This window comes from Micromonospora arborensis, from assembly GCF_003205615.1.
Lineage (GTDB): Bacteria > Actinomycetota > Actinomycetes > Mycobacteriales > Micromonosporaceae > Micromonospora > Micromonospora arborensis.
On record NZ_PYBV01000009.1, the window covers coordinates 83,254 to 107,245 of the forward strand.

A 23,992-nucleotide genomic window follows, 5' to 3' on the forward strand; every position below is an offset into this window, starting at 1 on the left:
CATGTGGCGGCAGCGCCGGCGCGGCTCCCGCACTGCGGCTACTCCGGGCCTAGCCGGGGTCCCCGATCCCGGCGCCGACTCCTTCTTCCTTCAGGGCAGCGAACCTCACTGATCGCGGCGCCCCTGCTGACGGTGCTGCGCCATGCCCTCCTGGATCGCCTCCCAGACGCTGCGCCCGGCCTGCCGCAGCGTCTCCCCCGCCTGCTCGGCGAGGTGGGCCGCGCTCTGCGCCGCCGCGTACGCCCCGCCCGGCAGCCCACCGCCCCCGTCACCATTTCCGGACGGGCTCGGACCGGGGGCGGGCGACTCATCGGGCCTGTTGCGGGGTTGCCCGGTCGGCGCTCCCGCCGGGCCCTCGGCTCCCCGGCCCGCTCCGGCCGACCCCTGCCCCGCACCCGAGCCGGCCGACCGCTGCCCCGCACCCGGGCCCGCAGACCCTTGCCCCTCAGCCGGGTCGGCGGGCCGCTGCCCTGCGGGATGATGCCGCTCCCCGTGCCGCCGACCTCCCGGCTGGGGGCCCTGCGTTCCGCCGACCTCCTGTCGGGTCCGGTCCCCTGACGCGGGGCCACCGGCTTGAGATCCGGGTCCCCCGGCGCTGGGCCCGGGACCTCCGGCATGAGGCCCAGGACCCCCGCCGCTGGGCCCGGGACCTCCGGCATGAGGCCCAGGACCCCCGCCGCTGGATCCGGGACCCCCGGCATGAGGCCCGAGGCCTTCGGCATGCGCTCCCGCGCTGACGGGACCGGACGCTGGGCGACCCGGCCCCGGACGAACGGAACCTGGTCGAACACCGTCGGCCAGGGCGCGCCCCTGCTGGCCCGGTTCGTCGAGTACGCCAGCGGAGCGCCCCGCCGACGGCCCGACCCCCGCGGCCAACTGCTGCGCGCTGCGCTGCCCGTCGTCGACGGCGGTGGCGGCTGTCCGAGCGAGCGCCTCGATGATCTGCGGGTTGTTGTCGAGCGTGTCGAGCGCACGCCCCAGAATGTTGGCCAACTGCTCCAACCGCACCCGCAGCTGCGCCTCGGCGTGCACCCCGTTGACGTCCAGCTCGCCGCCGTTGAGGTGCACCCGCACTCCGGCGTCGACCTGGAGCAGGTTGGCCACCCGGGCCCGCAGCGAGAGGTCGGCGTCCAGGCCGTCGACCGCCAGCCGGATGGAGTCGACGGAGACCTTCGGAATGTCGAGCAGGACGTCCGGGTCCACCCGGCCCGGCTCCCGCTGCTGCGCGTGCTCGCTCATGTTCTCCCGCCCCGCCTGCACACCGCCCGGTCATCCGGGTCGTTCGGCGCGGTTACCCGCTTTCCGGCGGCGCATCCCGTCCGTGACCGCTCGGCAACGCCTCCCGCCGTGCCGGCTCGACAACCGAGTGTCCGGAACCGGGCGCCGTGCGAAGCTGCGCACCCAGGCATCAGCCGGTATGGTCCGGGCCTATGGGACAGGGGATGACTGATCCGACCGACATTCGGCAGGACGCCGACCGGTTCTCCTTACGGTGCAGCTTCCTCGTCCCGGGCTCCGCAGAGCACGCGTTCAGGGTCTTCACCGATGAGCTGACCGACTGGTGGGTCACCGAGTACACCTGGTCCGGCCCGGACGCTCTCGCCGAGCTGGGCATGGAGCCGCGAGCTGGCGGCATGCTCTACGAGATCGGTCCGTACGGTTTCCGTTCCGACTGGGGCCGGGTGCTCACCTGGGATCCGCCGCGCCGGTTGGTCTTCGTCTGGCAGATCGGCCCCGACCGGGCGCCGGTGCCGGACCCGGCCCGAGCCAGCGAGGTCGAGTTGCTGTTTCTGCCCGAGGGGTCGGCGCGCACCCGGGTCGAGCTGGAGCACCGGCACTTCGACCGGCACGGTGAGGCCGCCGAGGGATACCGCAAGGCGCTCACCGCCGGCTGGCACGAGCTGCTCACCCGCTACGTCGCGACGGTGTCACGCCACCAGCCCACCACCCCCGCCTGACCGCCCCCGTCACGCGGTCACCAGCGGCCGAGCCGTCGGCCTCCGCCTCTTGACGAACCAGCGGCCGAGCCGCCGCCCCCTGCCGCCACGCGACCGACCAGGGGCCGAGCCACCGACCCGCGCCGCCACGCGACCATCAGTGGCCGAGTTGGCGTGCCGGGGCGACGTTGCCGCCGAGGTCCCGACCACCCAGGTCCGCGTGCCGGCCGGCCTCCGCCCCGGAGCCGAAGCCGGTGCCACCCAGCCTGCGTGGCGGCGCGGTGCGCAGCCGTGGGTACTCCTCGGCGAGCCGTCGCTGCACCCGGTCGGACCGGTCGGCCAGCACCAGCGCCACCGACGGTGTGCCCGACTCGCTGGCCGCCGCCGTCTCCGCCGCCCAGAGTCGGCCCCCGATCACCTGCGCGAACCCGGCCAGCCAGGACCGGCGAAAGGCAGCGGGATGGTCGTCCGCAGGCACCGCCGTGGCGGCCAGGCCGTGCGCCGCCTGCACGAGCAGTGAGGTGAAGAGCAGGTCGACCCGTTCCAGGTCGCTGGCGAAGCCGAACAGGTGCAGCGTGAAGCCACTGCCCCGCTGGCGGCGTACGCAGCGGCAGCGCAGTGGTTCGGCGACCGCGGCGAGCAGGCCGACCTTGTCGCGGGCGTACGGGGCGACGATGTCCAGGACCCGGTCGCCGACCGGGTCGGTGGTCGGGTCACGAGCGGCGAGCAGCGCCCGGTCGACGCCGTAGCGGGCGATCAGCTCGGTCGCCTTGGCGGTGAACGCGGCCGACTCGGCGGGCGTACAGGCCGGGTCCTCGGCCTGGGCCAGCAGCTTGCGAACCTTGCTGAGCATGGCCTCGGACATGCCTACAGAGCTATCACATGGGCCGGACACCACAGGGTGCGCGCCACCCTCGATCGATGACTATCATCGTCACGATCGGCTGATCAGTCCAATACGGACGGTCTACCAACTGTTCCCGGAGGCATGCATGGCATCCCCAACCGCTCGCCTGTTCGCCGTCGCCACGGCCACCACACTGCTCTTCGCCGGCGCCCCCGCGCGGGCCGAACCGGTCGGGCCGGTCACACCGACCAGCACCGGGGCGAACGCGTTCGCCCCGCTCGCCACCTGCTACGGCGGGGCCGTCCGGTCGTACTTCGAGACCGGCCGCTACGGCGGCTCGGCCGGCCAGTACCGCACCACGACCCGCTGTCGCGACATCAACGTCCGCAACGCGAGCGTGTACGCCACCGAGGCGTGCGTGATCTTCGTCGACAAGACGAGCGCCTGCAACTACTGGACCTACCTGCCGGCCAACTCGGGCTGGATCACGGTGGCGACCGACGTCCGGGACGGGGTCAACTTCCGGGTCCGCTTCGAGAACCTGCGCTACGAGTACGAGCCGCTGATCGCGTACCACGCGTTCTGAGTGGTTCGCGCGGTCGCGGCGTCCGCCCCCCGACGGACGCCGCGACCCGGCGGCCGGTCACCCGGCGCGGCTGCGCAGGGTGGCGATCGTCGAGCCGGCGAGCGTGAGCAGGCAGTCGGGCAGCAGCCCGTCGGCTGCCGCAGCGCCGAACAGCGCCTCCCCAGTCGGCTCGTCCCGATTGGCGTACGCGCTGACGAAGCGGGCCACCCAGCGGGTGTCGTACTCCGCCTGGTCGATTCCCGGGAAGTCCAGCGCTGCTCCGCTGGCCGCCGGCACGTCACCGAGCATCGTCGCGGCCAGACACCAGGCGACCCCGTAAGCGCCGCTCAGGCCGGCCCGGTCGACAACGGCGTCGAACGTTCCCACCACCGCGTCACCATCCCCGGTCAGCGCCGAGCGGAGCACCGCGGCCGCGTCGTCGAACGTCTGCTGTGGTAGGTCCGTCACCCAGCGCACAGTAGGACGCATGGTCAAGGCCTTCGATGACCGTCACTGTCCGTGTTCAACGCGAGCGACCTGCGCTTTACGCCGCCTCCACGGTCCCGCAGCCGGCCTCGGCACGCTAATGTGCGCAGCGGACCTTCGCCGGAGGAAGGACGACCATGCTCGTATCACGCCGCTCGCGGGTGGCCTCACTGGCTGCCTGTGCGACGATCCTGCTCGCCACAAGCGCCTGCGGGGATGACAAGGCCAAGGAGACCAGCGCCCAACAGGTGCGCCTCTACGGCACGGACGGCAACATGCTCAACACGTATCCTGCGGAGTTGAAGGAACGTGCGAATCTCGTGGACGGGATGAAGGGCACCACGCCGCTCGTCCCGCTTCCCGAGGACTTCAAGAGCCGACTACGGGCCGTCAATCCGGCGGTGACGGACTTCGTGTACTCCGCCGAGACGTACGACGCCGTGGTGGTCGCCGTACTCGCCGCTCAGCTGGCCGGAACCACCGACCCGGCAGCGATCGCGAAGCAGATCGTCGCCGTGACCAACGACGGGCAGCGCTGCGAGGACCCAGCCAGTTGCCTCGCGCTGGCCCGTGCCGGGCAGGACGTCGAGTATCGCGGCGTCTCGCTGAGCCGGGCGGGCTTCACCGACAAGGGTGAGCCGGCCACCGCGAGCTACGCCACGCTGACCTTCGACGGGCAGCAGATCAACGACGGCAAGACGGAGTTCGTCGGCGCGGGCATCGAGTCGGCGGCGAGCACCAAGACGCCGCCGAAGCCGAAGAAGCAGCGCCCCGGCGTGAATGCCGGGCAGAAGCCGCTGATCCTGGGCGGCCTGCTGCCGAAGACCGGTGACCTGGCCATCGCGTACCCGCCCATGGCCGCCGGCGCCGCGCTGGCGATCAGGGAGATCAACGCTGCTGGTGGCGCGCTGGGCAAGCCGGTGACCTGGCTGGACGGCGACGACGGCACCAGCCCGACGGTGGCCAAGGCGACGGTGGCCAAGCACGTGACGGACGGCGTCAGCGTGATCATCGGCGCGGGTGGTTCGGGCATCTCCCGGGCGGTGCTGCCGGACGTGGTGCAGGCCGGGAAGATCCTTTTCTCCCCGTCCAACACCGACAGCAGCCTGACCGACGTGGAGGACGGTGGCCTCTACTTCCGCACCGCCCCGCCGGACAGCCTCCAGGGCCGGGCGTTGGCCGACGTCATCCTCCGCGACGGATCGCAGAAGATCGTCATCGTCGCCCGCAAGGACTCCTACGGTGAGGGCCTGCAGGGCACCGTCCGTGACGAGCTGGAGAAGGCCGGCGTCGCCGCCGACCGACTCAAGCTGCTGACGTACGAGCCGCCGGCCGACGCCAAGGCACCCCCGGTCGACTTCAGCGGTGGCGCGAAGGAGATCAAGGACTTCGGCGCGGACGCCGTGCTGATCATCGGCTTCGGAGAGTCCGCTCAGGTGATCCGCGGCCTGGCCGACTCCGGGGTACAGATCCGGCAGTAGTCCGACCACCGGGCCACGACGGCCGCACCGGCGCTCTCGCCGGTGCGGCCGTTTCGTTTCGAGGGCTCACCGCGGCCGGCGGCGCTCCAGGAACTCGGTCATCCGCCGGTGCTTCTCCTCGTCCTCGAAGAGCACCGCCTGGCTGACCAGATCGAGCTGTGGGTGCGCGGCGGCGGGGGCGTCCACCGCCAGCTTGGTCAGCCGCAGCGCCAGCGACGAGCCCAGGGCGATCTCGTCGAGCAACGCGTGCGCCACCGCCAGCAGCTCATCGGGCTCGTCCACCACCCGGTTCACCAGACCGATGCGCAGCGCCTCGGCCGCGTCCACCCGCCGGCCGGTGAAGAGCAGCTCCTTGGCCCGGCCCTCACCGATCAACGAGGGCAGCCGGTGGGTCGCGCCAGCGCCGGCCAGGATGCCCAACCGCACCTCCGGCTGACCGAAGACCGCCCGCGCCGTGCACACCCGCAGATCGCAGGCGTACGCCAGCTCCGCGCCACCGCCCAGCGCCGGGCCGTCGACGGCGGCCACGGTGGGCATCGGCAGCGCCCGGATCCGGGCGAAGGCCGCGGAGTTGATCGCGGCCAGGGCGTCCGTGCGGCCCCGTTCGCGGAGCTGGCCGATGTCGGCACCACCGGCGAAGATGCCGGCCGCGCCACCGGTGAGCAGCAGCAGCCGCGGGCGTGCCTCCAACTCGGCGCAGACCTGGTGCAGCTCGGCGATCAGGTCGGCGTCGATGGCGTTGCGCTTCTCCGGTCGGTCCAGGGTGACCACCAGCCGGTCCGGCCGCTCCTCGATCCGCAGCCCACTCGTCGCGCTCACTGCTTGACCCCGCCACTCCACTGGTAGAAGCCGTGCCCGGACTTCTTACCCAGCCGCCCCTCGGCCACCATCTCCACGAGCAGCGGTGGCGGCGCGAAGCGGTCCCCGTACGCGGCCTGGAGGGTGCGGGCGATGTCCAGCCGTACGTCGAGGCCGACCAGGTCGGTGAGTTCCAACGGGCCGATCGGGTGCCGGTAACCCAGGACCATCGCCTTGTCGATGTCGGCCGGGCTGGCCACCCCGTCGGCGACCATCCGGATCGCCTCCAGCCCGAGGGTGACCCCGAGCCGGGAGGTGGCGAAGCCGGGCAGGTCGCGTACGACGACGGGGTCCTTGCCCAACCGGCCGGCGAGCGCGACGGCCGCCTCGGTGGTCTCCTCGGCGGTCGCCGGGCCGACCACGATCTCCAGAAGCGTCATCGCCCAGACCGGGTTGAAGAAGTGCAGGCCGACGAAGCGCTCCGGAGCGTCCAGCTCGGCGGCCAGCTCACCGATGGCGATGCTGGAGGTGTTGCTGCCCAGCAGGGCCGGGCGCAGCTCGGCGGCATCCTTCAGCACCGCCCGCTTCAGGTCGAGGCGCTCCGGCACCGCCTCGACGATCACCTGCGGGGCGGGAGCGACCTCGGCCAGCGTCGGGCGGAGCGTGACCCGCTGCCGGTTCGCGGCGGCCTCGTCGGCGCTCAACTTCCCGCGCTGCACAGCCCGCTCCCACAGCTCGGCGAGCCGGTTCAGCGCGGTCGCGCCCCGCTCCGGGTCCACTTCGACCAGCTCGACGGCATGCCCGGCCCCGGCCGCTACGTACGCGATGCCGAGCCCCATCGTGCCGGCACCGACGACCACGAAACGATCGCTCATCACGCCTCCCTGTCCCGCCCGCCGGCGGGCGGGGTCTCCGCCACACCGGCCCGGGTGTTCCGCCCGCTCGGCTCGCTCATGGTGCGACCCTAGACAGCGCGACGACCCGCCCATGCTTGGGGGAGCGTGGGATCGGGTATTGACGGCCCGTCAACCGAGGGAAGGAACCAGTCGACATGAGCCAGGCACCGGAGCGCGTCACCGACTCCGAGATCGTGGAGACCCGGGGCGACGAGCGGGTCGAGCTGCTGCGCGCGGACACCAACAACGACGGCCAGACGGACGTGTGGGTGGTGGACACCGACGGCGACGGCAAGGCCGACCTGTTCCAGTTCGACACCAACGGCGACGGCAAGGTGGACATCACCATGGTCGACATCGACGAGGACGGCACTCCGGACGAGGTGGTCGACGGCGACGGCGGTTTCCCGCCCGAGCAGCTCCCGCCGACCGTCCAGGTCTGAGCGGTACGTCGGCCCCTGCCCTCCGCACGGTGGAGCGCAGGGGCCGACGCTCAGTCGGCCAGGCGCAGGGTGGCCAGGTAGTAGGGGGCGTCCCGGTCATCCACATCGGTCAGCCGCCACCCGGTGCCGTGCACCAGCGCGGCGAACTCGTCCGCGGAGCAGACCAGGTAGTCGAACCACTCGGTGCCCAGCTCCCGGTAACGCAGCCGGAGGCGTAGCTGACCGCCGAGCCGGCCCCGACGGCGGTTGCGCTCGTGGTAACCGGTGTGCAGCGGATCGCGGGTGCCGTACGGGTCGGTGCCGTGCGCGATGATCTGCGCCCCCGGTCGGGCCAGCGCGGCGAGCGCGGCCAGGAACCCGGGGGCACGCTCCCGGCCCTCGAACAGTCCGAGGTTGTTGCCGAGCAGCAGGAACGTGTCGTACCGCTGACCGTCGGCGACGTGCGTGTCGACGGTGCCGTGCACCAGCCGCCGGACGCCGCGACGCCGGCTCACCGCCAGCGCGCCCGCCGAGGTGTCCAGCCCGGTGACCGGCACGCCGCGCTCCTGGAGCACCAGCGCGATCCGGCCGGCGCCGGTGCCGATGTCGAGCGTCTCGCCGCGGACCCGGTCCACCGCCCGATGGTCGTACGGCTGCCACTCCTGCGGGCCGTCCAGGTAGTGCGCGGCCGGAGCGCCATTGATCAGACCGTCGTCCCGCTCGATGATCTCGATGACCGGGCGGGGTAGTCGGCCGCCGACGAGCGGTCGGGGGCCCACCCCGGTGGCCACGGCAAGCGTGTCCCGCAGCAGTTCACCGATCACGTCACCGATTTGAGGCTCGCCTGTCACGACGTTCACGCTATCCGGCCACTCGGTGGCCCGCAGCGGTCGTATCCTGGCGGGCGTGACCGTGTTGGACCGGCTGTCCGCCGAGAAATATCTGCTGCTCACGACCTTCCGCAAGGACGGTCGAGCGGTGCCGACCCCGGTCTGGGCGGTCCGTGACGGCGAGGCGCTGGCGGTCTGGACCCGGGCCGACTCGGGCAAGGTCAAACGGATCCGCAACAACGGCGAGGTGACCCTGGCGCCGTGCGACGTGCGGGGCCGGCCGCATGGCGCGGAGGTGCCGGCGCACGCGACGATCTGCGGCGGCGGGGACACCGGTCGCATTCGCGACCTGCTCAAGCACAAGTACCGGGTGATCGGCCGGTTGAGCCTGCTCGGCAGCCGGCTACGCCGCGGTGAGGGCGGCACGGTCGGTATCCGGGTGACGCTCGCCGAGGGCCGGCGCTGAGCCGCTCCAGGTCGGCGATATTGCGGTGTTCGCGAGCCGGGATGCCGCCACATCGGCGACATGGAGTCGATCACCGCCCGAATTGCCCCGTAGGCGGCGCAGGGCCGCCGAGCATGGAAAGGGGCGGCGGATCGAGATCCACCGCCCCTGACCGGAAAAACTCGTGCCGCTCAGTCGCCCTGCCGCTGCTGCGGGATCTGACCCTGCAACAGCGCCCTGACCTCCGACTCGCGGTATCGACGGTGGCCACCCAGGGTGCGGATGGCACTGAGCTTGCCCGCCTTTGCCCACCGGGTCACCGTCTTCGGGTCGACACGGAACATCGACGCCACCTCGGCCGGTGTGAGTAGCGGCTCTGGTTCGTGCGTTCGCGATGCCATCGGTCACTCCTCCACATGTATAGACATCGGCCGGGGTCCCGCCGGCCGACGCGTCTCCCATGGTCCGGCTAGTCCCCGATGTCCGACATGGGCCGAACGGATGAAGGTCCCTAGACGGACGGATGAACCATGCCCGATTTTTACGACTTTTACACCGTAGAAACTACCTTATTCGGACTCATGATCACGGTTCGTGATGCGTCAACTACGAGCATGCCTCGCCTTGGGAGCGCTCCCTGGGCGGTATGCCCTAGTTGCACCGCTCCAACAGCTGCACCGCGCGCCACCGGGCCACCAACTTGTCGTACGCGGCGGACGCCTCCTCGGCCTCACCCCGCGACAGCCCCGCGAGGCCGGTGGCGACCAACTCAGGCGAGTCGTCCGCAGCGAGGGTCTCGTCGGAGAGCAGGTCGACCAGGCCGCCGTAGTCCAGTTCGACCACCGACCGTGGATGGAACTCCTCCAGCCAGCGGGCCGCCTCCTCCACCGCCTCGGTGATCGGCGCCTCGCCCACCGACTTGCGCAGCACGGACAGCGCCCGCGACGAGCGGCGGCGAGCCTTGGAGATCTCGGTGCGGTAGCGCAGCGCCCGCCGACCCGGCTGGGTGATCAGGTCCCGCTCGGCCGGTTCGAAGAGCACGAACCAGCGCAGCGGCACCCCCCAGGTGGCGATCTGCTCGTGCACCCGGGGCACCCCGTGCTCCAGCACCCGGGCACCACTGCGCCAATCGTCGACGACCGCCCTGGCCTGCCCGGCCAGCACCGGCGGGACGAACGCGTCGGCGAGCACCGAGGGCACCCCGTCCCGGGCGCTGAGCGCCGCCTCAGCGACCCGGATCCGCAGGTTCCAGGGGCAGACCAGCAGGCTGTCGTCCGTCTCCAGGACGTACGCCTCCTCCGGCAGGTCGGGCAGCCGGGTCCAGCCAGCGCCCAGCGCCTCGATCACCGCCGTCCGTTGCCGGCCGGGGCCCTCGACCGGGGCCACCGCCCGCCCCTCCGAGACATAGCGGCGCCAGTAGCTCTGCCGGTCTCGGTCAAAGGCGGTCAACGGCTCGTACACGCGCAGGTAAGAAGCGAAGAGCGACGGCACGGCGCGATCCTCCCACGAACCGCACCCGTACGCGGGCAGCGGCCGGACCACGCGCGCCGCAACGTGGGACGGCGGCGGCGCGTCGAGCGCCCTCAAGGCGGCCGATACTAGGCTCGATCAGACCGGCAGCATCCCCGCCGGGGTCCAACAGGTCCGCGTCCCACGAGGACGCACACCATTCCAGGAGCCAATCATGGGTGTATTCGCGAGCACCGACGACCCGGTTTCGACCGGTCACGAGCAGGTCGTGTTCTGCCAGGACAAGCAGAGCGGCCTGAAGGCGATCATCGGGATCTACTCCACCGCGCTGGGGCCGGCGCTCGGCGGCACCCGCTTCTACCCGTACGCCAGCGAGGACGACGCCCTCGCCGACGTGCTCGACCTGTCCCGCGGGATGGCGTACAAGAACGCGCTCGCCGGGCTGGACCTGGGCGGTGGCAAGGCCGTCATCTGGGGCGACCCTGAGCAGATCAAGAGCGAGGCGTTGCTGCGGGCGTACGGCCGCTTCGTGGAGTCGCTGGGCGGCCGCTACTACACCGCCTGCGACGTCGGCACGTACGTGGCGGACATGGACGTCGTGGCCCGGGAGACCCGCTACGTGACCGGGCGCAGCGTGGAGCACGGCGGTGCCGGCGACTCGTCGATCCTCACCGCCTGGGGCGTCTTCCAGGGCATGCGGGCCGCCGCCGAGCATGTCTGGGGCAACCCGAGCCTGCAGGGCCGCCGCGTCGGCGTGGCCGGGCTGGGCAAGGTCGGCAAGTACCTCACCGGGCACCTGCTCGACGATGGTGCCGAGGTGGTCGCCACCGACGTCAACCCGAAGGCTCTGGCGTGGGTGCGCGCCAACCACCCGCAGGTCACCCTGGTCGACGACGCCAGCGCGCTGGTCGCCGCGGACATCGACGTGTACGCGCCGTGCGCGCTGGGTGGCGCCCTGAACGACGACACCGTGCCCGCGCTGCGCGCCAAGGTGGTGGCCGGGGCGGCGAACAACCAACTCGCCCACCCGGGCATCGAGAAGCTGCTGGCCGACCGGGGCATCCTCTACGCGCCGGACTACGTGGTCAACGCGGGCGGTGTGATCCAGGTGGCCGACGAGATCGAGGGCTTCAACTTCGACCGGGCGAAGCTGCGGGCGACTCGGATCTACGACACCACCCGCGAGATCCTGCGCCTGGCTGACGCCGAGGGCGTGCCGCCGGCGGTGGCCGCGGACCGGCTGGCGGAGCGGCGGATGGCGGACGTCGGCCGGCTGCGCGCGATCCATCTGCGCTGAGCGTTCCCGGAGGCGGGTCGGCGGGATCCGCCTCCGGGCTCCCTTTGTCGGCGCAGGCCAGTAAGCTGAAGTCGGGTCAACTTTGATGCGGTTTGTCCGGTGTCACGGGTGCTAACCGTTCCGCTCCTTACCCGGTACACTGGGTGACGGCCGGATCGACGCGACGCGCAGAGCCGGCTGACGGTAACCCGAGGTGCCGAACGGTGGCATCCCCATGTACCGTAAGAGCCACGAGAGATGCCTGACGTCATCGGGGCCCGCCTTCGGGCTGCCCCGCATTCTGTGCGAGGGGGTCGAGCCATGGGGCGCGGCCGTGCTAAGGCCAAGCAGACAAAGGTGGCCCGGGAGTTGAAGTACCACTCCCCGAACACCGACCTCACCGCCTTGCAGCGCGAACTGGCGGGTGCTGGTAAGTCTGAGCACCACTTCGACGACGACTCTAAAGAGTTCGTCGACGACGATGATGAGGATCACGCGGACGACGATCCGGATCCCTGGGTCCGTCCGACCCGCTGACCTCTCGACGGAAATGAGCACGCGGTCACATCCGCGTGCTCACGCACGTCCCGTGCAGTGCAGTTGCCGACGATCAGGGGGCCTGACCCGACCGGAGCCAATCCGGTCGCTCGACAGGCCCCCGATCGTGGCTCCCGTCAGCGCGGGCGGTTGTTCCAGTTGTAGAACGTCGGGATGTTCTCGAAGTGGTTCCAGGCGCAGACCGCGCTGGCACCATCGCCCGCCGACACCTCAGAACGCAGCCGCCGCGCGTCCTCGGCCTCCTGCAGCAGCTCGACGAGCGCAGGACCCGCCTCCCGTACCCGTTCGGTGACGCCGTCGTCCGCTTCGCGCTCAGGCCGCCGGTGACTGGTGGTCTCGGGCATGCTCCAACACTCCCTCCAATAGGCGGATCTTGCTGTTGCGGCAGTGCTCGGTCTCCGTGCCGTCGAAACGCCCCAGCTCGAAGTAACGGTTGGCGGCATGGCCACCGCCACAGAAGCCGAAGTACGGGCAGGACGCCCGGCACGCCTCCACCCCAGCCAGAAACTCTCCCACCCACGGCGTCGCCGCCGCACCGCTGAGGATCTCCGCCAGTGGGGTCGTCAGCACGTTGCCGCTGCTGAAATCGCCGTAGCGGGGGTCGGTGAAGCCGGCCAACTCCGGGGAGAGCACGGTCACCGAGCCGTCGTGACCGATCGTCGGGATCGGGTCCAGTCGGCGGGGCAGCACCCCGTCCGCCGAGTTGTTGAGCACCGCCGCGGCGTACCGCAGGGACCACTCGATCTCGCGCAGGTGGATCCGGGGCTCCCGACGCCACGCCGCGACCAACTCGGCCCAGAAACCGGTCACCGCCGCCGGGTCGTGACTGTTGTCACGGGTGTTGACCCCTTCGGTCTCCTCGATGTTGATGCCCAACACGTCGCAGCCCAACTCGAGGAAGTAGTCGTACAGCTCGGTGGCGAGCCCCGGCTCCGGCCGGGACACCACGGCCAGCGCGGAGAAGGGCAGGCCGCGCCGGCGCAGGGCCGCCACGCCGCGCAGGATCCGGTCGTACGCCGGCTGGCCGCCCCGGTTGACCCGGTCGCCGTTGCGTGCCCGGGGCCCGTCGACGCTCACGCTCACCCGCACCTCGTGCCGGGCGAAGAAGTCGCACCAGTCGTCGTCGATCAGGGTGGCGTTGGTCTGCACGTGGTGCTCGACCTCGGGCCCGAACGGTGCGATCAGGTCGGCCAGGTGCTCCCGGCCGGCCGCCAGCGGCTCACCACCGTGCCACACCACCGAGAACCGGCCGGCCGCCGCCCAGGGTTCGACCGCCGCCGCGACCGCCTCGGCCACCGACACCGGCATTCGGCGGTCGGCGGCACGAAACGGCAGGTAGCAGTACGCGCAGTCGAGGTTGCAGAGGGTGGTCGGCTGCATGACGACGTACGACGGGACGGTGGCCAGACCGCGCATCCCGCTGAACGAGCGTCCCCGAGCAGCCATCACCCTCCTCCGCCTAGCCCTGAGCCCTTCAGGCTAGGCGGCATTGGCCACTCGGGTGAAGCCCTGATCAGGTGCCCGTACGATCACCGGAGCGTGATCAACCCCGGGTGTGCTGACCGACCATCTGCACGTTGCCCGTGCCCTCGATGATCTCGCCGGCCTGCCACGCCTCGACCCCACGGCCGGTCAGCGTGGCCAGCGCCCGGTCAGCGTCCTCCGCCGACACGATCGCGAACATGCCGACGCCCATGTTGAAGGTCGACTCCATGTCCTGGTCGTCGATGCGACCCTTCGACTGGATCAGGTCGAAGATCGGCTGCGGCTTCCAGGTGGACCGGTTGACCACCGCGTCGACGTGCTCCGGCAGCACCCGGACCAGGTTGCCGGGGATGCCGCCGCCGGTGATGTGCGACAGCGCCCGCACCTCGGCCTCGGCGATCAGCTTGAGGCAGTCCTTGGCGTAGATCTTGGTCGGGGTGAGCAGCTCCTCACCCAGGGTCCGCTGCCGACCGAAGTCGTCGATCACGATGTCCAGTCGCATCCGGGCCGCGCCGAGCAGCACGTGCCGGACCAGCGAGTAGCCGTTGGAGTGCAGGCCGGAAGAACGCATCGCGATCACCACGTCGCCCACCTCGACCCGGTCCGGGCTGAGGATGTCGGCTTCCTCGACCACACCGACACCGGTCGCGGAGATGTCGTACTCGTCCGGGCGGAGCACGCCGGGGTGCTCGGCGGTCTCCCCGCCCAGCAGCGCGCAGCCGGCGTAGCGGCAGCCGTCGGCGATGCCCGCGCCGATCTCGGCGACCTTGTCCGGCACGACCTCGCCGGTGGCGATGTAGTCGAGCAGGAACAGCGGCTCGGCGCCGCAGGCCACCAGGTCGTCCACCACCATCGCGACCAGATCGATGCCGACCGTGTCGTGAATGTCCATCTGCTGGGCGATCACCAGCTTGGTGCCCACCCCGTCGGTGGAGGACGCCAGGATCGGGCTCTTGTACTTCTTCGTGTCCAGCCGGAACAGGCCCGCGAAGCCACCGAGGTCACCCAGCACCTCAGGGCGGCGGGTCTGGCGCACCTTCGACTTGAGCAGCTCCACCGCGCGGTCGCCCGCGTCGATGGATACCCCAGCGTCGGCGTACGAGACCGAACGTTTGCGCGCCTGACGGCCAGCACCGGCCGTCCAGGGCTGGCGGTCGCCGCCGGCGCCGGTCGGGCTGCTTCCTGCGCCGCTGCGCTCGGACACGTGCGTCACGGTTCTCCCCTTTGGTTCTCGGTGCCGCGCCGGCGGTGGCCGGGCCGCGCCGGTTGGTGCTACGGGCGGTTAGCGGTCACGTCACCCGGAGTGGCGACGAACGAGCCGTTGGTGTGTGGGGCTTCCGGTGCCGAGTTGGCGACCCGTCGGCCCGCCCCTTCCAGCACGTGCTTGCCGATCAGGTTGCCGGCCGGCAGCTCGATCGGGTACTCCCCATCGAAACACGCTCGACACAGCCGGGTCTTCGGCTGCTCGGTCGCGGCGATCAGGCCAGTAAGCGATACGTAACCCAGCGTGTCGGCGCCGATGGAGCGCCGGATGCCGTCGTTGTCCAACCCGTTGGCCAGCAGTTCCGCCCGGGTGGCGAAGTCGATGCCGTAGAAGCACGGCCAGCTGACCGGCGGGGAGGAGATCCGGACGTGCACCTCCAGCGCCCCCGCCTCACGCAGCATCCGGACGATGGCGCGCTGGGTGTTGCCACGCACGATCGAGTCGTCCACGACCACCAACCGCTTGCCCCGGACGTTCTCGCGCAGCGGGTTGAGCTTGAGTCGGATGCCGAGCTGACGCAGGGTCTGCGACGGCTGGATGAAGGTGCGCCCCACGTACGGGTTCTTCATGAGGCCGGCGCCGTAGGTGATGCCGGACGCCTCCGCGTAGCCGATCGCGGCCGGGGTGCCCGACTCGGGCACCGGGATCACCAGGTCAGCCTCGACCGGGTGCTCCTTGGCCAACTGCCGACCGATCTGCACTCGCGCCGCGTGGACGTTGCGCCCGGCGATCGTGGCATCCGGGCGCGCGATGTAGACGTACTCGAAGAGGCAGCCCTTGGGCTCCGGCGCGGCGAAGCGGGTGGAGCGCAGCCCGTTCTCGTCGATCGCGATCAGCTCGCCCGGCTCGACCTCGCGGACCACGCTGGCGCCGACGATGTCCAGTGCGGCCGTTTCACTGGCCACCACCCAGCCGCGCTCCAGGCGGCCGAGCACCAGCGGGCGGACGCCGTGCGGGTCACGGGCCGCGTAGAGGGTCGACTCGTCCATGAAGACGAAGCTGAACGCGCCACGCAGCTGCGGCAGCACCTCCAGTGCGGCCGCTTCGACCGACAGATCCGGTCGGCCGGCGAGCAGCATCGTCACCAGGGAGGTGTCGTTTGTCGAACCGTCTGCGATCAGGCCGCGCTCGGCGACCTCCTTCTCCAGCTCGGCCGTGTTCACAAGGTTGCCGTTGTGAGCCAGCGCGATGGTCGTGCCGGAGGTGGTCGACCGGATCGTCGGCTGGGCGTTCTCCCAGTTCGACGCGCCGGTGGTGGAGTAACGGGCGTGCCCGATCGCCAGGTGGCCGCGAAGGCTCGCCAGGGTGGGCTCGTCGAAGACCTGGGCCACCAGGCCAAGGTCCTTGTAGACCACCACACCGGAGCCATCGCTCACCGCGATGCCCGCCGCCTCCTGGCCGCGGTGCTGCAGGGCATAGAGGCCGAAGTAGGTCAGATTGGCAACCTCTTCGCCGGGGGCCCAGACGCCGAAGACACCACAGGCGTCTTGCGGGCCGGGTCGTTGGGGGTCAAGGTCGTGGCTCAGCCGGCCGTCGCCTCGGGGCACCTACCGCTCCCTCATGCTGGTCTGGACCGGCCGGGCGGGATCACGGGCGGATCCACACTCCCCTGCCGGGACCACTGTCGTCGCCTGACAGTGTACGCGAAACGCCGTCAATACAGATAGTCACGATGCCCCTGCTGAGCGTCACCCTGGGTGGGACATCAGGGCGGCTAGAGGGGCAGATACGCCGAGAGGTCCGCACGGACACCGCTCATCTGGACGCGGCCCTCGGCGACCGCCTCCGCCCAGCCGATCCTCCCGGTTGCCAACTCCACCCAGGTGTCGGCAGCCATCTCGACCACGTTTGGCGGGTTTCCCCTGGTGTGTCGAGGTCCGGGTACGCACTGGATCGCACCGTATGGTGGGACACGCACCTCCACCGATCGGCCGGGGGCGCGCTCCGCGAGGACGGCCAACAACGACCGGACCGCCTCTCGGAACACCGGCCGTTCGGGCGTACGCCCCTCATCGAGCGCCAACAACACCGCCGAAACGGCAGCGGACTTACTGTGCGGAGAGGACACGACGGGACGATACGACCCGCAGGCCGGACACGCGACGCTGGCCCTGGGTCGCGCCGATCCAGTCGGACAAGGCATAGTTGCCGACGGCGTATTCGAACCGTGATGATCCCCGGCCCGGCGCCCCGCCGGTCAGAGGGAAGTCAGCCCGGAAGGCGGTGGACGTGTCAACACACCGACGTGCCTGGAAGCAGCGGGCCGGTGTGGTCGTAGCGCTGGTTGCCGGCGCTCTGCTCGCCGTCCCCGCCACACCAGCAATGGCCGCAGATGTCGAGGTTTCCCCCGGCTCGGTCACCGTCAATGCCGGCAGCGATGCCACGATCACCGTGCGCGTCAACGGCGGCAATGACGACAAAAAGGGATCGATCAGTCTCTCCAGCCTGCCGTCTGGTGTCACCTGCGCCAGCGGTTGCGGCAATTTCGACTTCTCTGGCGGCGGCCTGGGCAACCCGACAAAGTCGGTGCTGGTCAGGATCGCGGCCAACGAGAACGCTGGCGACGCGACAGCGACGATCACGGTTGCCGTACAGGCCGACTCCGGCCCGGACACCGCCAACGTCGCGTTGACGGTCAAGGGCAAGGCCGCCGTGCCGCCGCCGAAGCAGACCGTGCAGTCGGTCTCCGGCAAGGTGGTCGCACAGGCCAACAGCAAGGCAGTGCCGAACGCGGTCGTCATGCTGCTGGACAGCACCGGCAAGCGCTTCGACACCACCAGCGACGGCAGCGGCAACTTCCGCTTCACCGGCAGCACGGCCAACCCGATCGCACCGGGTCGGATCGACCTGGGTGCCAGCTTCGACAACGTGGTGGCCAGGAAGACGATCAACGCCAGTGCCGGGCAGTCCGTCACCGGGCAACGGATCAGCCTCGCGATCAAGGTCGAGGTGACGCCCAGCGCCACGCCGTCCACCACCCCCGAGGCCACTCCCACCGAGGAGGCGACCGAGGAAGGTGCGGAGGACGAAGCCACCGATGACGCCAGCCCAGGTGCTCCGGCGAACGCCTCGACCAGCGAAGACAGCGGCGGCGGCGGGGTGGGCTCGTACCTGATCATCCTGCTCGGTGGCCTCCTGGTCGCCGCCGGCGTGGGCACGATCGTGCTGCTCTGGATGAAGCGCCGCGAGAACGGCGGCGATGACGACGACGCGGCCCCATCGGCGGCTGGTGGCGGCGCTGTGGTGCCGCCGGCGCGGGGCGGGTTCCGCGGCGCCGACGACCAGACCCGAATGGTGGGCGGCCGGCCCGGCGGCGGGGCGGACCCGACCATGGTCGGCGGTGCGGCGCTGAGCGAGGCCCCGACGATGATGCACCGCCCGGTGGTCGACGACGTCCCGCCGGACCCGTACGGTGCGCCGGCGCAGGCGTACGGCGGTGCGGGCCAGCAGGGCTGGGGTGGTGCCGGCTACGGCGACGAGCCAGCACCCGGGGGGTACGGCGCCGGCTACGGCAACGCTCCCGCCTCTGGCGGTGGCTACGGCAACGCGCCGGCCTCTGGCGGTGGCTACGGCAACGCGCCGGCCTCTGGCGGCGGCTACGGCAACGCTCCCGCCTCTGGCGGCGGCTACGGCACCCCGGCAGGCTCCGAAGGCGGCTACGGCGCCGCCCCTGGTTCCGGCGCTGGTTACGGCAACGCACCGGCCTCCGGTGGCGGCTACGGCAGCCGTGACTACAACGCCCCGGCCGGAACGGCGGCCTACCCGCCGGCTCCCGCTGGCGGCGCGGGCTACGGCGAGCGGTACGACGAGCCAACCGGCCGGTACACCGGCGACAGCACCCAGTACCCGGCTCCGGCCGACCCGTACGCCACCGGCGTCTACCAGCCGGAGCAGGGGCAGGGGTACGGCCAGTCCGACCCGGCCCCGTACGGCGGACGGGCTGCCGAGCCGACCGCGGGGTATGGCGGCCAGCAGGCTGGCGGTTACGACCAGGGCGGCTACGGCCAACCCGCCGGCGGCTACGACCAGGGCGGCAACTACGGCCAGGAGCCCCCGCAGCAGCGCGGCGGCTACGACGACCGAGGCTACGACCAGGGCGGCTACGGCCAACCCGCCGGCGGGTACAACCAGGGCGGCAACTACGGCCAGGAGCCTCCGCAGCAGGGCGGCGGTTACGGCCAGGAGCCTCCGCAGCAGGGCGGCAACTACGGCCAGGAACCCCCACAGCAGCGCGGCGGCTACGACGACCGAGGCTACGACCAGGGCGGCTACGGCCAACCCGCCGGCGGCCGGACCCGGCCGGACACCCCACCGCCGACCGAGCGGGGCGGCCGACGCCTCGACTGGCTGGACGACTGACCGACCACAGCGCACGGAAACGGTCACCCGGAGATCCGGGTGACCGTTTCGCTGTTACGAAATTCACTCCCGGTCGATGACGTCGGGGTGGGCACGCGCCAGGCGGGCTGCTGCCCGCGTTGCTCAAGCGGCGGAGAAGACACCCTGGCGGAGCACCGGCACGACGTCCGACACGCCGATCCGGACGGCGACGTCCACGTCCTCGGCGAAGCCGCCCTCGGTCAACTCCCGCCCGGAAACACTGCCGCGCACCGCGGCCGGCACGTCCGGAGTGCTCGCCAACGCGGCAAGCGCCATGGCCGCTTCCACGGACAGCCCGCCGGGCACACCGGAGAGGGCGTCCAGCACCGAGGCGGCACCGAGTTGGTCCTCCACGGATGGGCGCAGCGACCCGTCCGGCCACCGTTCTCCCGAGGCGATCACACCGATCGGAGCGTCCACCGTGCCGTACCCCTGGCGGCGCAGCCAACGCCCGACGGCGCGTGCGTTACGCAGGCACGCCGCGACCACCGGCAGGCCGGTGGCGCTGGCGGCCGCGCTGATGGCGGAGCCGTTCGGCGAGGGCAGCACCAGGTCCGCCACCACCGGTGCACTGATCAGCGCGGCGGGTGAGAGTGACCACGGATGCTCCGCGGTCGTCCGCCGACGACCGACCGCGGCGACCGCGCCGACCCGCAGCGCATAGTCGGCGGCCTGCTCACCCCACGGGAACGGGTGCACCCGCATGCCACGGGCGACCGCGACCTCCACGGCGGTGGTGAACGACAACACGTCCACCACCACCAGCGCCGCGCAGACCCGGCCGAGCTCGGCCGCCCCGGTCAGCCCCCAGTCGAACCGGGCACCGGATCCGGGTTGGCCGTAGACTGCGGCCGCCAACGCCTCAGCGCTCGTCAGGCGACGGCGCGCTGGCACCGGCGTCAGACCCGCCCTGGTCGACGGTCGGCTGCTCCGACTCGATCGGCTCGACCGCACCGGCCTGCGGGACCGGACCGGCCGAGGCGATCGGCTCGGAGACCACCGCCGCCACGTCGACGGGCACTGCCTGTGCGACCGGCAGCGGGACGGCCTCGACCGCACCCGCCACGCCAGCGGCCGGCGCGGCCACCTCGACGGCCGCCGAGCCCCCGAAGAGGCGAGGCAGCGTCTCGGTGTGCGCGGCGCGCAACTCGTCCAGGCCGATCCGGAACTGACCGTGCACCTCAAGTGCGCCGCCGGACGGGTCGGTGACGCCGATCAACTCGAACGGCACGCCCCGCTCGGCGCAGAGCGCCGCGAACGCCTTGTCGTGGCCCCGGGGCACCGACACCAGCGCCCGCGTGGCGGACTCGCTGAACAGGTAGACGAACGGCATCGAACCCTCGGCGAACTGCTCCGGCACCGCGACCCGGGCACCGACGCCGCGGCGCAGGCAGGACTCGACGAGGCTCTGCGCGAGGCCGCCGTCGGAGAGGTCGTGCGCCGAGCTGAGGTGCCCGACGCGGGCCGCCTCGGACAGCAGGTCGGCGAGCGTCTTCTCCCGCGCGAGGTCGACCTGCGGCGGGATACCGCCGAGGTGCTCGTGCGTCACCCAGGCCCACTCCGAGCCGGACAGCTCCACGTTCGTCTCGCCGAGCAGGTAGAGCTGGTCGTGGTCGCCACCGGCGCGCGGGACGAAGCCCATCGGCACCCGGTCGGCGACGTTGTCCAGCACGCCCAGCACACCGACCACCGGGGTCGGGTGGATGGCCGCCGCGCCGGTCTGGTTGTAGAAGCTGACGTTGCCGCCGGTCACCGGGATGCCCAGCTCCAGGCAGCCGTCCGCCAGGCCGCGCACGGCCTCGGCGAACTGCCACATCACGGCCGGGTCCTCCGGCGATCCGAAGTTGAGGCAGTTGGTGACGGCGATCGGCTTCGCGCCGGTCACCGCCACGTTCCGGTACGCCTCAGCCAGGGCCAGCTTGGTGCCGTTGTACGGGTCCAGTCGGGCGTACCGACCGTTGCCGTCCAACGACAACGCCACGCCGAGACCGGTCCGCTCGTCGATCCGGATCACGCCGCCGTCCTCCGGCTGGGCGAGCACGGTGTTGCCCAGCACGTAGCGGTCGTACTGCTCGGTGACCCAGGTCTTGTCGGCCAGGTTCGGCGACGCGATCATGCGCAGCACGGTCTCCCGCAGCGCCTCCGGGTCGGCCGGGCGAGGCAGCGTCTCGGCCCGGTCGGCCTGGAGCAGGATCAGGTCGGCCGGCTCGCGCATCGGCCGGGCGTAGACCGGGCCGTCGTCGACGAGCGAACCCGGCGGCACGTCGACGACCAGGTGGTCCTGCCAGGTGATCGCCAGTCGACCGGGGTGGCCGTCCGGCTCCGGTGCGGTGACCTCACCGATCGCGGTGGCCAGCACGCCCCACTTCTCGCAGGTCTTGAGCACCGCGTCGAGCTTGTCCGGCTCGACGACCAGCAGCATCCGCTCCTGCGACTCGCTGGCCAGGATCTCGTGCGGGTCCATCGAAGGCTCACGCAGCGGCACCCGCTCCAGCCAGACCCGCATGCCGGTGCCGGCCGCGGCGGCGGTCTCGGTGAGCGCGCAGGTCAGCCCGGCGCCGCCGAGGTCCTGGATGCCGACCACGAGCTGGCCGTCGTACAGCTCGAGGCACGCCTCGATCAGCAGCTTCTCGGTGAACGGGTCACCGACCTGCACGGCGGGGCGGCGTGCCTCACTGCCCTCGTCGAAGGTGGCGCTGGCCAGCACCGACACGCCGCCGATGCCGTCCCGGCCGGTCTTGGCGCCCATCAGTACGACAACGTTGCCCGGGCCGGCGGCTGCCTTGTTCTGCAGCCGGCTGACCGGCAGCACACCCAGGCAGAGCGCGTTGAGCAGCGGATTGCCCTGGTAGGAGGGGTCGAAGACCAGCTCGCCACCGATGTTGGGCAGGCCCAGGCAGTTGCCGTAGCCGCCGACACCGGCGACCACGCCGGTGAGCACCCGGGCGGTGTCGGGGTGGTCTGCGGCACCGAAGCGCAGCGGGTCCATCACCGCGACCGGGCGGGCGCCCATGGCCAGGATGTCCCGGACGATGCCGCCGACGCCGGTCGCCGCACCCTGGTACGGCTCGACGAAGCTCGGGTGGTTGTGCGACTCGACCTTGAAGGTGACCGCCAGCTCGTCGGAGACCTGCACGACACCGGCGTTCTCGCCGATGCCGGCGAGCATCCGGTCGCTGTGCGGGGCCTTCTCACCGAACTGGCGCAGGTGCACCTTGCTCGACTTGTAGGAGCAGTGCTCGCTCCACATGATCGAGTACATCGCGAGCTCGGACTGCGTGGGCCGGCGGCCGAGGATCTGCCGGATCCGGTCGTACTCGTCGTCGCGCAAACCCAGCTCGGTGTACGGCTGGAGCTCGCCCGGGGTTCCGCCGGCGCGCGGCACAGTGTCCACGCCCTCGGTCCAGGCGGCGGTGGCCGGCTGGACGGGAGCGGTCGCCGGCGCGGTGGACTGCGCCGGGCTCGACTCGGCCGGCTGCGCCGGGGCGGAGTACGCCTCCGGCGTGTCGCGTACCGGGTCCGGATGGGTGGTCATGACCTCTCCTCGCTGCTGGCGCTCACGCTGGCGCCCCCACCAGGTGCTTGAGGACCGACGTGAAGAACCCCAGGCCGTCCAACGACGGGCCGGTGAGCTCCTCCACCGCGTGCTCGGGGTGCGGCATGATGCCGACCACGTTGCCCGCGGCGTTGGTGATCGCGGCGATGTCACGCTGCGACCCGTTGGGGTTGCCGCCGACATAGCGGGCAACCACTCGCCCCTCGGCTTCGAGCTGGTCCAGCGTCGCGGTGTCCGCGACGTAGCAGCCCTCGCCGTTCTTGACCGGGATGAGCACCTCTTGGCCGGGCTGGAACGTGTTGGTCCATGCGGTGCTGACCGACTCGATGCGCAGCACCTGGTCCCGGTTGCGGAAGTGCAGGTGCTGGTTGCGGGTGAGCGCCCCGGGCAGCAGGTGCGCCTCGCACAGGATCTGGAAGCCGTTGCAGATGCCGAGCACCGGCAGGCCACCCCGGGCGGCGTCCACGATCGTCTCCATCACCGGGGCGAACCGGGCGATGGCGCCGCAACGCAGGTAGTCACCGTAGGAGAAGCCGCCGGGCAGCACGACCGCGTCCACCCCGTGCAGATCCGGGTCACCGTGCCAGAGCCGGACCGGCTCAGCGCCGGCGATCCGGACGGCCCGGGCCGCGTCCCCGTCGTCGAGCGAGCCGGGGAAGGTGACCACACCGACCCGGGCGGTCACGAGCGGGCGTCCGCGGTCTCGTCGGCCTCGACCAGGCGAACGGTGAAGTCTTCGATGACCGGGTTGGCGAGCAGTTTGTCGGCAATTTCCCGAGCGCGGTCGAGGTCCGGTTCACCGGTGAACTCGATCTCGATCCGCCTGCCGATCCGAACCGAGGCGACGTCACCGACGCCGAGCCGGGGCAGCGCGTTTGCGACGGCCTGGCCCTGCGGATCGAGGATCTCGGGCTTGAGCATGACGTCGACGACGACGCGAGGCACTGGGCACTCCTGACTGTGTACGCAGTTGGGTGCCGACCCACAACGGGCGAGCGCAGCCAGCGTACCTGGCAGATATCGCCGCGGACGCACCGGCCGGGTGCAGTTCAGGCAGTGATCGACATTACCGAGGCTCAAGTCGGCCCAACAGGCGCGACAGGTGGCCTCAGCAGGACATACACGGCGCAACGGGTCGCCAAATCGTTACATTTGGCGATCTCGATCCGCGCCTTGATAACGATGACCTCGGGCCCTATCGTACATCGACGGAAGTCGATTGGAGTGTTGGCGGGAACCCCCGCTGCCGCCCTCCCGCACCCGGCGACCCCGGGTCCGCCCTGCCCAAGGAGTCCA

25 protein-coding genes are annotated in these 23,992 nt (G+C 71.4%); 8 read left to right on the top strand and 17 right to left on the bottom strand.

The annotated features are described in order from the left end of the window. Positions 1 to 105: 105 nt before the first annotated feature. The gene (locus C7C45_RS34420; protein ID WP_208641097.1) at positions 106 to 1,239 is read right to left on the bottom strand and encodes a hypothetical protein; all 1,134 of its coding nucleotides are present in this window, start codon (positions 1,237 to 1,239) and stop codon (positions 106 to 108) included. A gap of 191 nt (positions 1,240 to 1,430) precedes the next feature. Between C7C45_RS34420 and C7C45_RS06760 the strand changes: the two genes are divergently transcribed. Further along, a complete protein-coding gene (locus tag C7C45_RS06760) occupies positions 1,431 to 1,958 on the top strand; it encodes an SRPBCC family protein (RefSeq protein ID WP_110562785.1) in 528 nt (175 codons plus the stop codon). A 136-nt stretch (positions 1,959 to 2,094) separates the two neighbouring features. Here the strand turns inward: C7C45_RS06760 and C7C45_RS06765 are convergent, their stop codons facing one another. After that, positions 2,095 to 2,802 carry a DUF2786 domain-containing protein gene (locus C7C45_RS06765; RefSeq protein WP_110562786.1) on the bottom strand — a complete coding sequence of 236 codons (708 nt, stop codon included), beginning with the start codon at positions 2,800 to 2,802 and terminating at the stop codon, positions 2,095 to 2,097. Between the two features lie 127 nt (positions 2,803 to 2,929). On the opposite strand from C7C45_RS06765, the gene C7C45_RS06770 reads away from it, so the two are divergent. Then, positions 2,930 to 3,370, top strand: coding sequence for a hypothetical protein (locus C7C45_RS06770; RefSeq protein WP_110562787.1), 441 nt, complete (start codon positions 2,930 to 2,932; stop codon positions 3,368 to 3,370). A 57-nt stretch (positions 3,371 to 3,427) separates the two neighbouring features. On the opposite strand, the gene C7C45_RS06775 is transcribed toward C7C45_RS06770, so the two are convergent. Continuing rightward, complete coding sequence (locus C7C45_RS06775) at positions 3,428 to 3,817, bottom strand: hypothetical protein (protein ID WP_110562924.1); 390 nt, start codon at positions 3,815 to 3,817, stop codon at positions 3,428 to 3,430. A 155-nt stretch (positions 3,818 to 3,972) separates the two neighbouring features. Here C7C45_RS06775 and C7C45_RS06780 point away from each other — a divergent pair, with 155 nt between their 5' ends. After that, positions 3,973 to 5,316 carry an ABC transporter substrate-binding protein gene (locus C7C45_RS06780; RefSeq protein ID WP_110562788.1) on the top strand — a complete coding sequence of 448 codons (1,344 nt, stop codon included), beginning with the start codon at positions 3,973 to 3,975 and terminating at the stop codon, positions 5,314 to 5,316. Between the two features lie 66 nt (positions 5,317 to 5,382). On the opposite strand, the gene C7C45_RS06785 is transcribed toward C7C45_RS06780, so the two are convergent. Next, positions 5,383 to 6,135, bottom strand: coding sequence for an enoyl-CoA hydratase/isomerase family protein (locus C7C45_RS06785; RefSeq protein WP_110562789.1), 753 nt, complete (start codon positions 6,133 to 6,135; stop codon positions 5,383 to 5,385). After that, entirely contained in the window at positions 6,132 to 6,989 is an 858-nt protein-coding gene (locus C7C45_RS06790) for a 3-hydroxyacyl-CoA dehydrogenase family protein (RefSeq protein ID WP_110562790.1), read from the bottom strand. Before C7C45_RS06790 ends, C7C45_RS06785 begins: the two co-directional genes overlap by 4 nt. Positions 6,990 to 7,165: 176 nt before the next feature. Between C7C45_RS06790 and C7C45_RS06795 the strand changes: the two genes are divergently transcribed. Further along, on the top strand, positions 7,166 to 7,453 hold the full coding sequence (locus C7C45_RS06795) for a hypothetical protein (RefSeq protein WP_110562791.1): 288 nt from the start codon (positions 7,166 to 7,168) through the stop codon (positions 7,451 to 7,453). 50 nt (positions 7,454 to 7,503) lie between these two features. Here the strand turns inward: C7C45_RS06795 and C7C45_RS06800 are convergent, their stop codons facing one another. After that, complete coding sequence (locus C7C45_RS06800; protein WP_110562926.1) at positions 7,504 to 8,283, bottom strand: class I SAM-dependent methyltransferase; 780 nt, start codon at positions 8,281 to 8,283, stop codon at positions 7,504 to 7,506. 55 nt (positions 8,284 to 8,338) lie between these two features. Here C7C45_RS06800 and C7C45_RS06805 point away from each other — a divergent pair, with 55 nt between their 5' ends. Then, complete coding sequence (locus tag C7C45_RS06805) at positions 8,339 to 8,728, top strand: PPOX class F420-dependent oxidoreductase (RefSeq protein ID WP_110562925.1); 390 nt, start codon at positions 8,339 to 8,341, stop codon at positions 8,726 to 8,728. Positions 8,729 to 8,898: 170 nt separating this feature from the next. Here the strand turns inward: C7C45_RS06805 and C7C45_RS06810 are convergent, their stop codons facing one another. Then, a complete protein-coding gene (locus C7C45_RS06810; RefSeq protein ID WP_007073996.1) occupies positions 8,899 to 9,108 on the bottom strand; it encodes a BldC family transcriptional regulator in 210 nt (69 codons plus the stop codon). 250 nt (positions 9,109 to 9,358) lie between these two features. Continuing rightward, complete coding sequence (locus C7C45_RS06815) at positions 9,359 to 10,198, bottom strand: DUF8083 family protein (RefSeq protein WP_110562927.1); 840 nt, start codon at positions 10,196 to 10,198, stop codon at positions 9,359 to 9,361. Positions 10,199 to 10,391: 193 nt separating this feature from the next. Here C7C45_RS06815 and C7C45_RS06820 point away from each other — a divergent pair, with 193 nt between their 5' ends. Continuing rightward, the gene (locus C7C45_RS06820) at positions 10,392 to 11,474 is read left to right on the top strand and encodes a Glu/Leu/Phe/Val family dehydrogenase (RefSeq protein WP_110562792.1); all 1,083 of its coding nucleotides are present in this window, start codon (positions 10,392 to 10,394) and stop codon (positions 11,472 to 11,474) included. A gap of 300 nt (positions 11,475 to 11,774) precedes the next feature. After that, complete coding sequence (locus tag C7C45_RS06825; RefSeq protein ID WP_030332207.1) at positions 11,775 to 11,990, top strand: DUF3073 domain-containing protein; 216 nt, start codon at positions 11,775 to 11,777, stop codon at positions 11,988 to 11,990. 137 nt (positions 11,991 to 12,127) lie between these two features. On the opposite strand, the gene amcA is transcribed toward C7C45_RS06825, so the two are convergent. From amcA to C7C45_RS06850, 5 genes are all read right to left on the bottom strand, one after another. Continuing rightward, positions 12,128 to 12,355: a multiple cyclophane-containing RiPP AmcA gene (gene amcA, locus C7C45_RS06830; protein ID WP_110562793.1), complete on the bottom strand. Its 228-nt coding sequence runs from the start codon at positions 12,353 to 12,355 to the stop codon at positions 12,128 to 12,130. Further along, positions 12,324 to 13,427 (bottom strand): cyclophane-forming radical SAM peptide maturase AmcB, encoded by a 1,104-nt coding sequence (gene amcB / locus C7C45_RS06835; RefSeq protein ID WP_341866474.1) that lies wholly within the window; start codon positions 13,425 to 13,427, stop codon positions 12,324 to 12,326. Before amcB ends, amcA begins: the two co-directional genes overlap by 32 nt. A 127-nt stretch (positions 13,428 to 13,554) precedes the next feature. Next, positions 13,555 to 14,709: a phosphoribosylformylglycinamidine cyclo-ligase gene (purM, locus tag C7C45_RS06840; protein ID WP_110562795.1), complete on the bottom strand. Its 1,155-nt coding sequence runs from the start codon at positions 14,707 to 14,709 to the stop codon at positions 13,555 to 13,557. Positions 14,710 to 14,768: 59 nt separating this feature from the next. Continuing rightward, the gene (purF, locus tag C7C45_RS06845; protein ID WP_110562796.1) at positions 14,769 to 16,307 is read right to left on the bottom strand and encodes an amidophosphoribosyltransferase; all 1,539 of its coding nucleotides are present in this window, start codon (positions 16,305 to 16,307) and stop codon (positions 14,769 to 14,771) included. A gap of 167 nt (positions 16,308 to 16,474) precedes the next feature. Further along, the gene (locus C7C45_RS06850; RefSeq protein WP_110562797.1) at positions 16,475 to 16,828 is read right to left on the bottom strand and encodes a sterol carrier family protein; all 354 of its coding nucleotides are present in this window, start codon (positions 16,826 to 16,828) and stop codon (positions 16,475 to 16,477) included. Positions 16,829 to 16,989: 161 nt separating this feature from the next. Here C7C45_RS06850 and C7C45_RS06855 point away from each other — a divergent pair, with 161 nt between their 5' ends. After that, complete coding sequence (locus tag C7C45_RS06855; RefSeq protein WP_167454671.1) at positions 16,990 to 19,119, top strand: carboxypeptidase-like regulatory domain-containing protein; 2,130 nt, start codon at positions 16,990 to 16,992, stop codon at positions 19,117 to 19,119. A gap of 123 nt (positions 19,120 to 19,242) precedes the next feature. Here C7C45_RS06855 and C7C45_RS06860 read toward each other — a convergent pair whose 3' ends face one another. Genes C7C45_RS06860 through purS form a run of 4 tightly spaced genes read right to left on the bottom strand, consistent with a single transcriptional unit; the run spans position 19,243 to position 23,641 of the window. After that, positions 19,243 to 19,998, bottom strand: a complete 756-nt coding sequence (locus C7C45_RS06860; protein WP_110562928.1) for a 2-phosphosulfolactate phosphatase — start codon at positions 19,996 to 19,998, stop codon at positions 19,243 to 19,245. A gap of 4 nt (positions 19,999 to 20,002) precedes the next feature. Next, the gene (gene purL, locus C7C45_RS06865) at positions 20,003 to 22,675 is read right to left on the bottom strand and encodes a phosphoribosylformylglycinamidine synthase subunit PurL (RefSeq protein ID WP_110562799.1); all 2,673 of its coding nucleotides are present in this window, start codon (positions 22,673 to 22,675) and stop codon (positions 20,003 to 20,005) included. A 22-nt stretch (positions 22,676 to 22,697) separates the two neighbouring features. After that, on the bottom strand, positions 22,698 to 23,381 hold the full coding sequence (gene purQ, locus C7C45_RS06870; protein ID WP_110562800.1) for a phosphoribosylformylglycinamidine synthase subunit PurQ: 684 nt from the start codon (positions 23,379 to 23,381) through the stop codon (positions 22,698 to 22,700). Next, entirely contained in the window at positions 23,378 to 23,641 is a 264-nt protein-coding gene (gene purS / locus C7C45_RS06875; RefSeq protein WP_030491392.1) for a phosphoribosylformylglycinamidine synthase subunit PurS, read from the bottom strand. Before purS ends, purQ begins: the two co-directional genes overlap by 4 nt. Positions 23,642 to 23,992 lie beyond the last annotated feature (351 nt).

Excerpts from the sequence above, each read along its gene's own strand:
- C7C45_RS34420 (WP_208641097.1), bottom strand. The coding sequence starts at position 1,239 with ATGAGCGAGCACGCGCAGCAGCGGGAGCCGGGCCGGGTGGACCCGGAC.
- C7C45_RS06760 (WP_110562785.1), top strand. The coding sequence starts at position 1,431 with ATGGGACAGGGGATGACTGATCCGACCGACATTCGGCAGGACGCCGAC.
- C7C45_RS06765 (WP_110562786.1), bottom strand. The coding sequence starts at position 2,802 with ATGTCCGAGGCCATGCTCAGCAAGGTTCGCAAGCTGCTGGCCCAGGCC.
- C7C45_RS06770 (WP_110562787.1), top strand. The coding sequence starts at position 2,930 with ATGGCATCCCCAACCGCTCGCCTGTTCGCCGTCGCCACGGCCACCACA.
- C7C45_RS06780 (WP_110562788.1), top strand. The coding sequence starts at position 3,973 with ATGCTCGTATCACGCCGCTCGCGGGTGGCCTCACTGGCTGCCTGTGCG.
- C7C45_RS06790 (WP_110562790.1), bottom strand. The coding sequence starts at position 6,989 with ATGAGCGATCGTTTCGTGGTCGTCGGTGCCGGCACGATGGGGCTCGGC.
- C7C45_RS06795 (WP_110562791.1), top strand. The coding sequence starts at position 7,166 with ATGAGCCAGGCACCGGAGCGCGTCACCGACTCCGAGATCGTGGAGACC.
- C7C45_RS06810 (WP_007073996.1), bottom strand. The coding sequence starts at position 9,108 with ATGGCATCGCGAACGCACGAACCAGAGCCGCTACTCACACCGGCCGAG.
- C7C45_RS06820 (WP_110562792.1), top strand. The coding sequence starts at position 10,392 with ATGGGTGTATTCGCGAGCACCGACGACCCGGTTTCGACCGGTCACGAG.
- C7C45_RS06825 (WP_030332207.1), top strand. The coding sequence starts at position 11,775 with ATGGGGCGCGGCCGTGCTAAGGCCAAGCAGACAAAGGTGGCCCGGGAG.
- amcA (WP_110562793.1), bottom strand. The coding sequence starts at position 12,355 with ATGCCCGAGACCACCAGTCACCGGCGGCCTGAGCGCGAAGCGGACGAC.
- amcB (WP_341866474.1), bottom strand. The coding sequence starts at position 13,427 with ATGCGCGGTCTGGCCACCGTCCCGTCGTACGTCGTCATGCAGCCGACC.
- purL (WP_110562799.1), bottom strand. The coding sequence starts at position 22,675 with ATGACCACCCATCCGGACCCGGTACGCGACACGCCGGAGGCGTACTCC.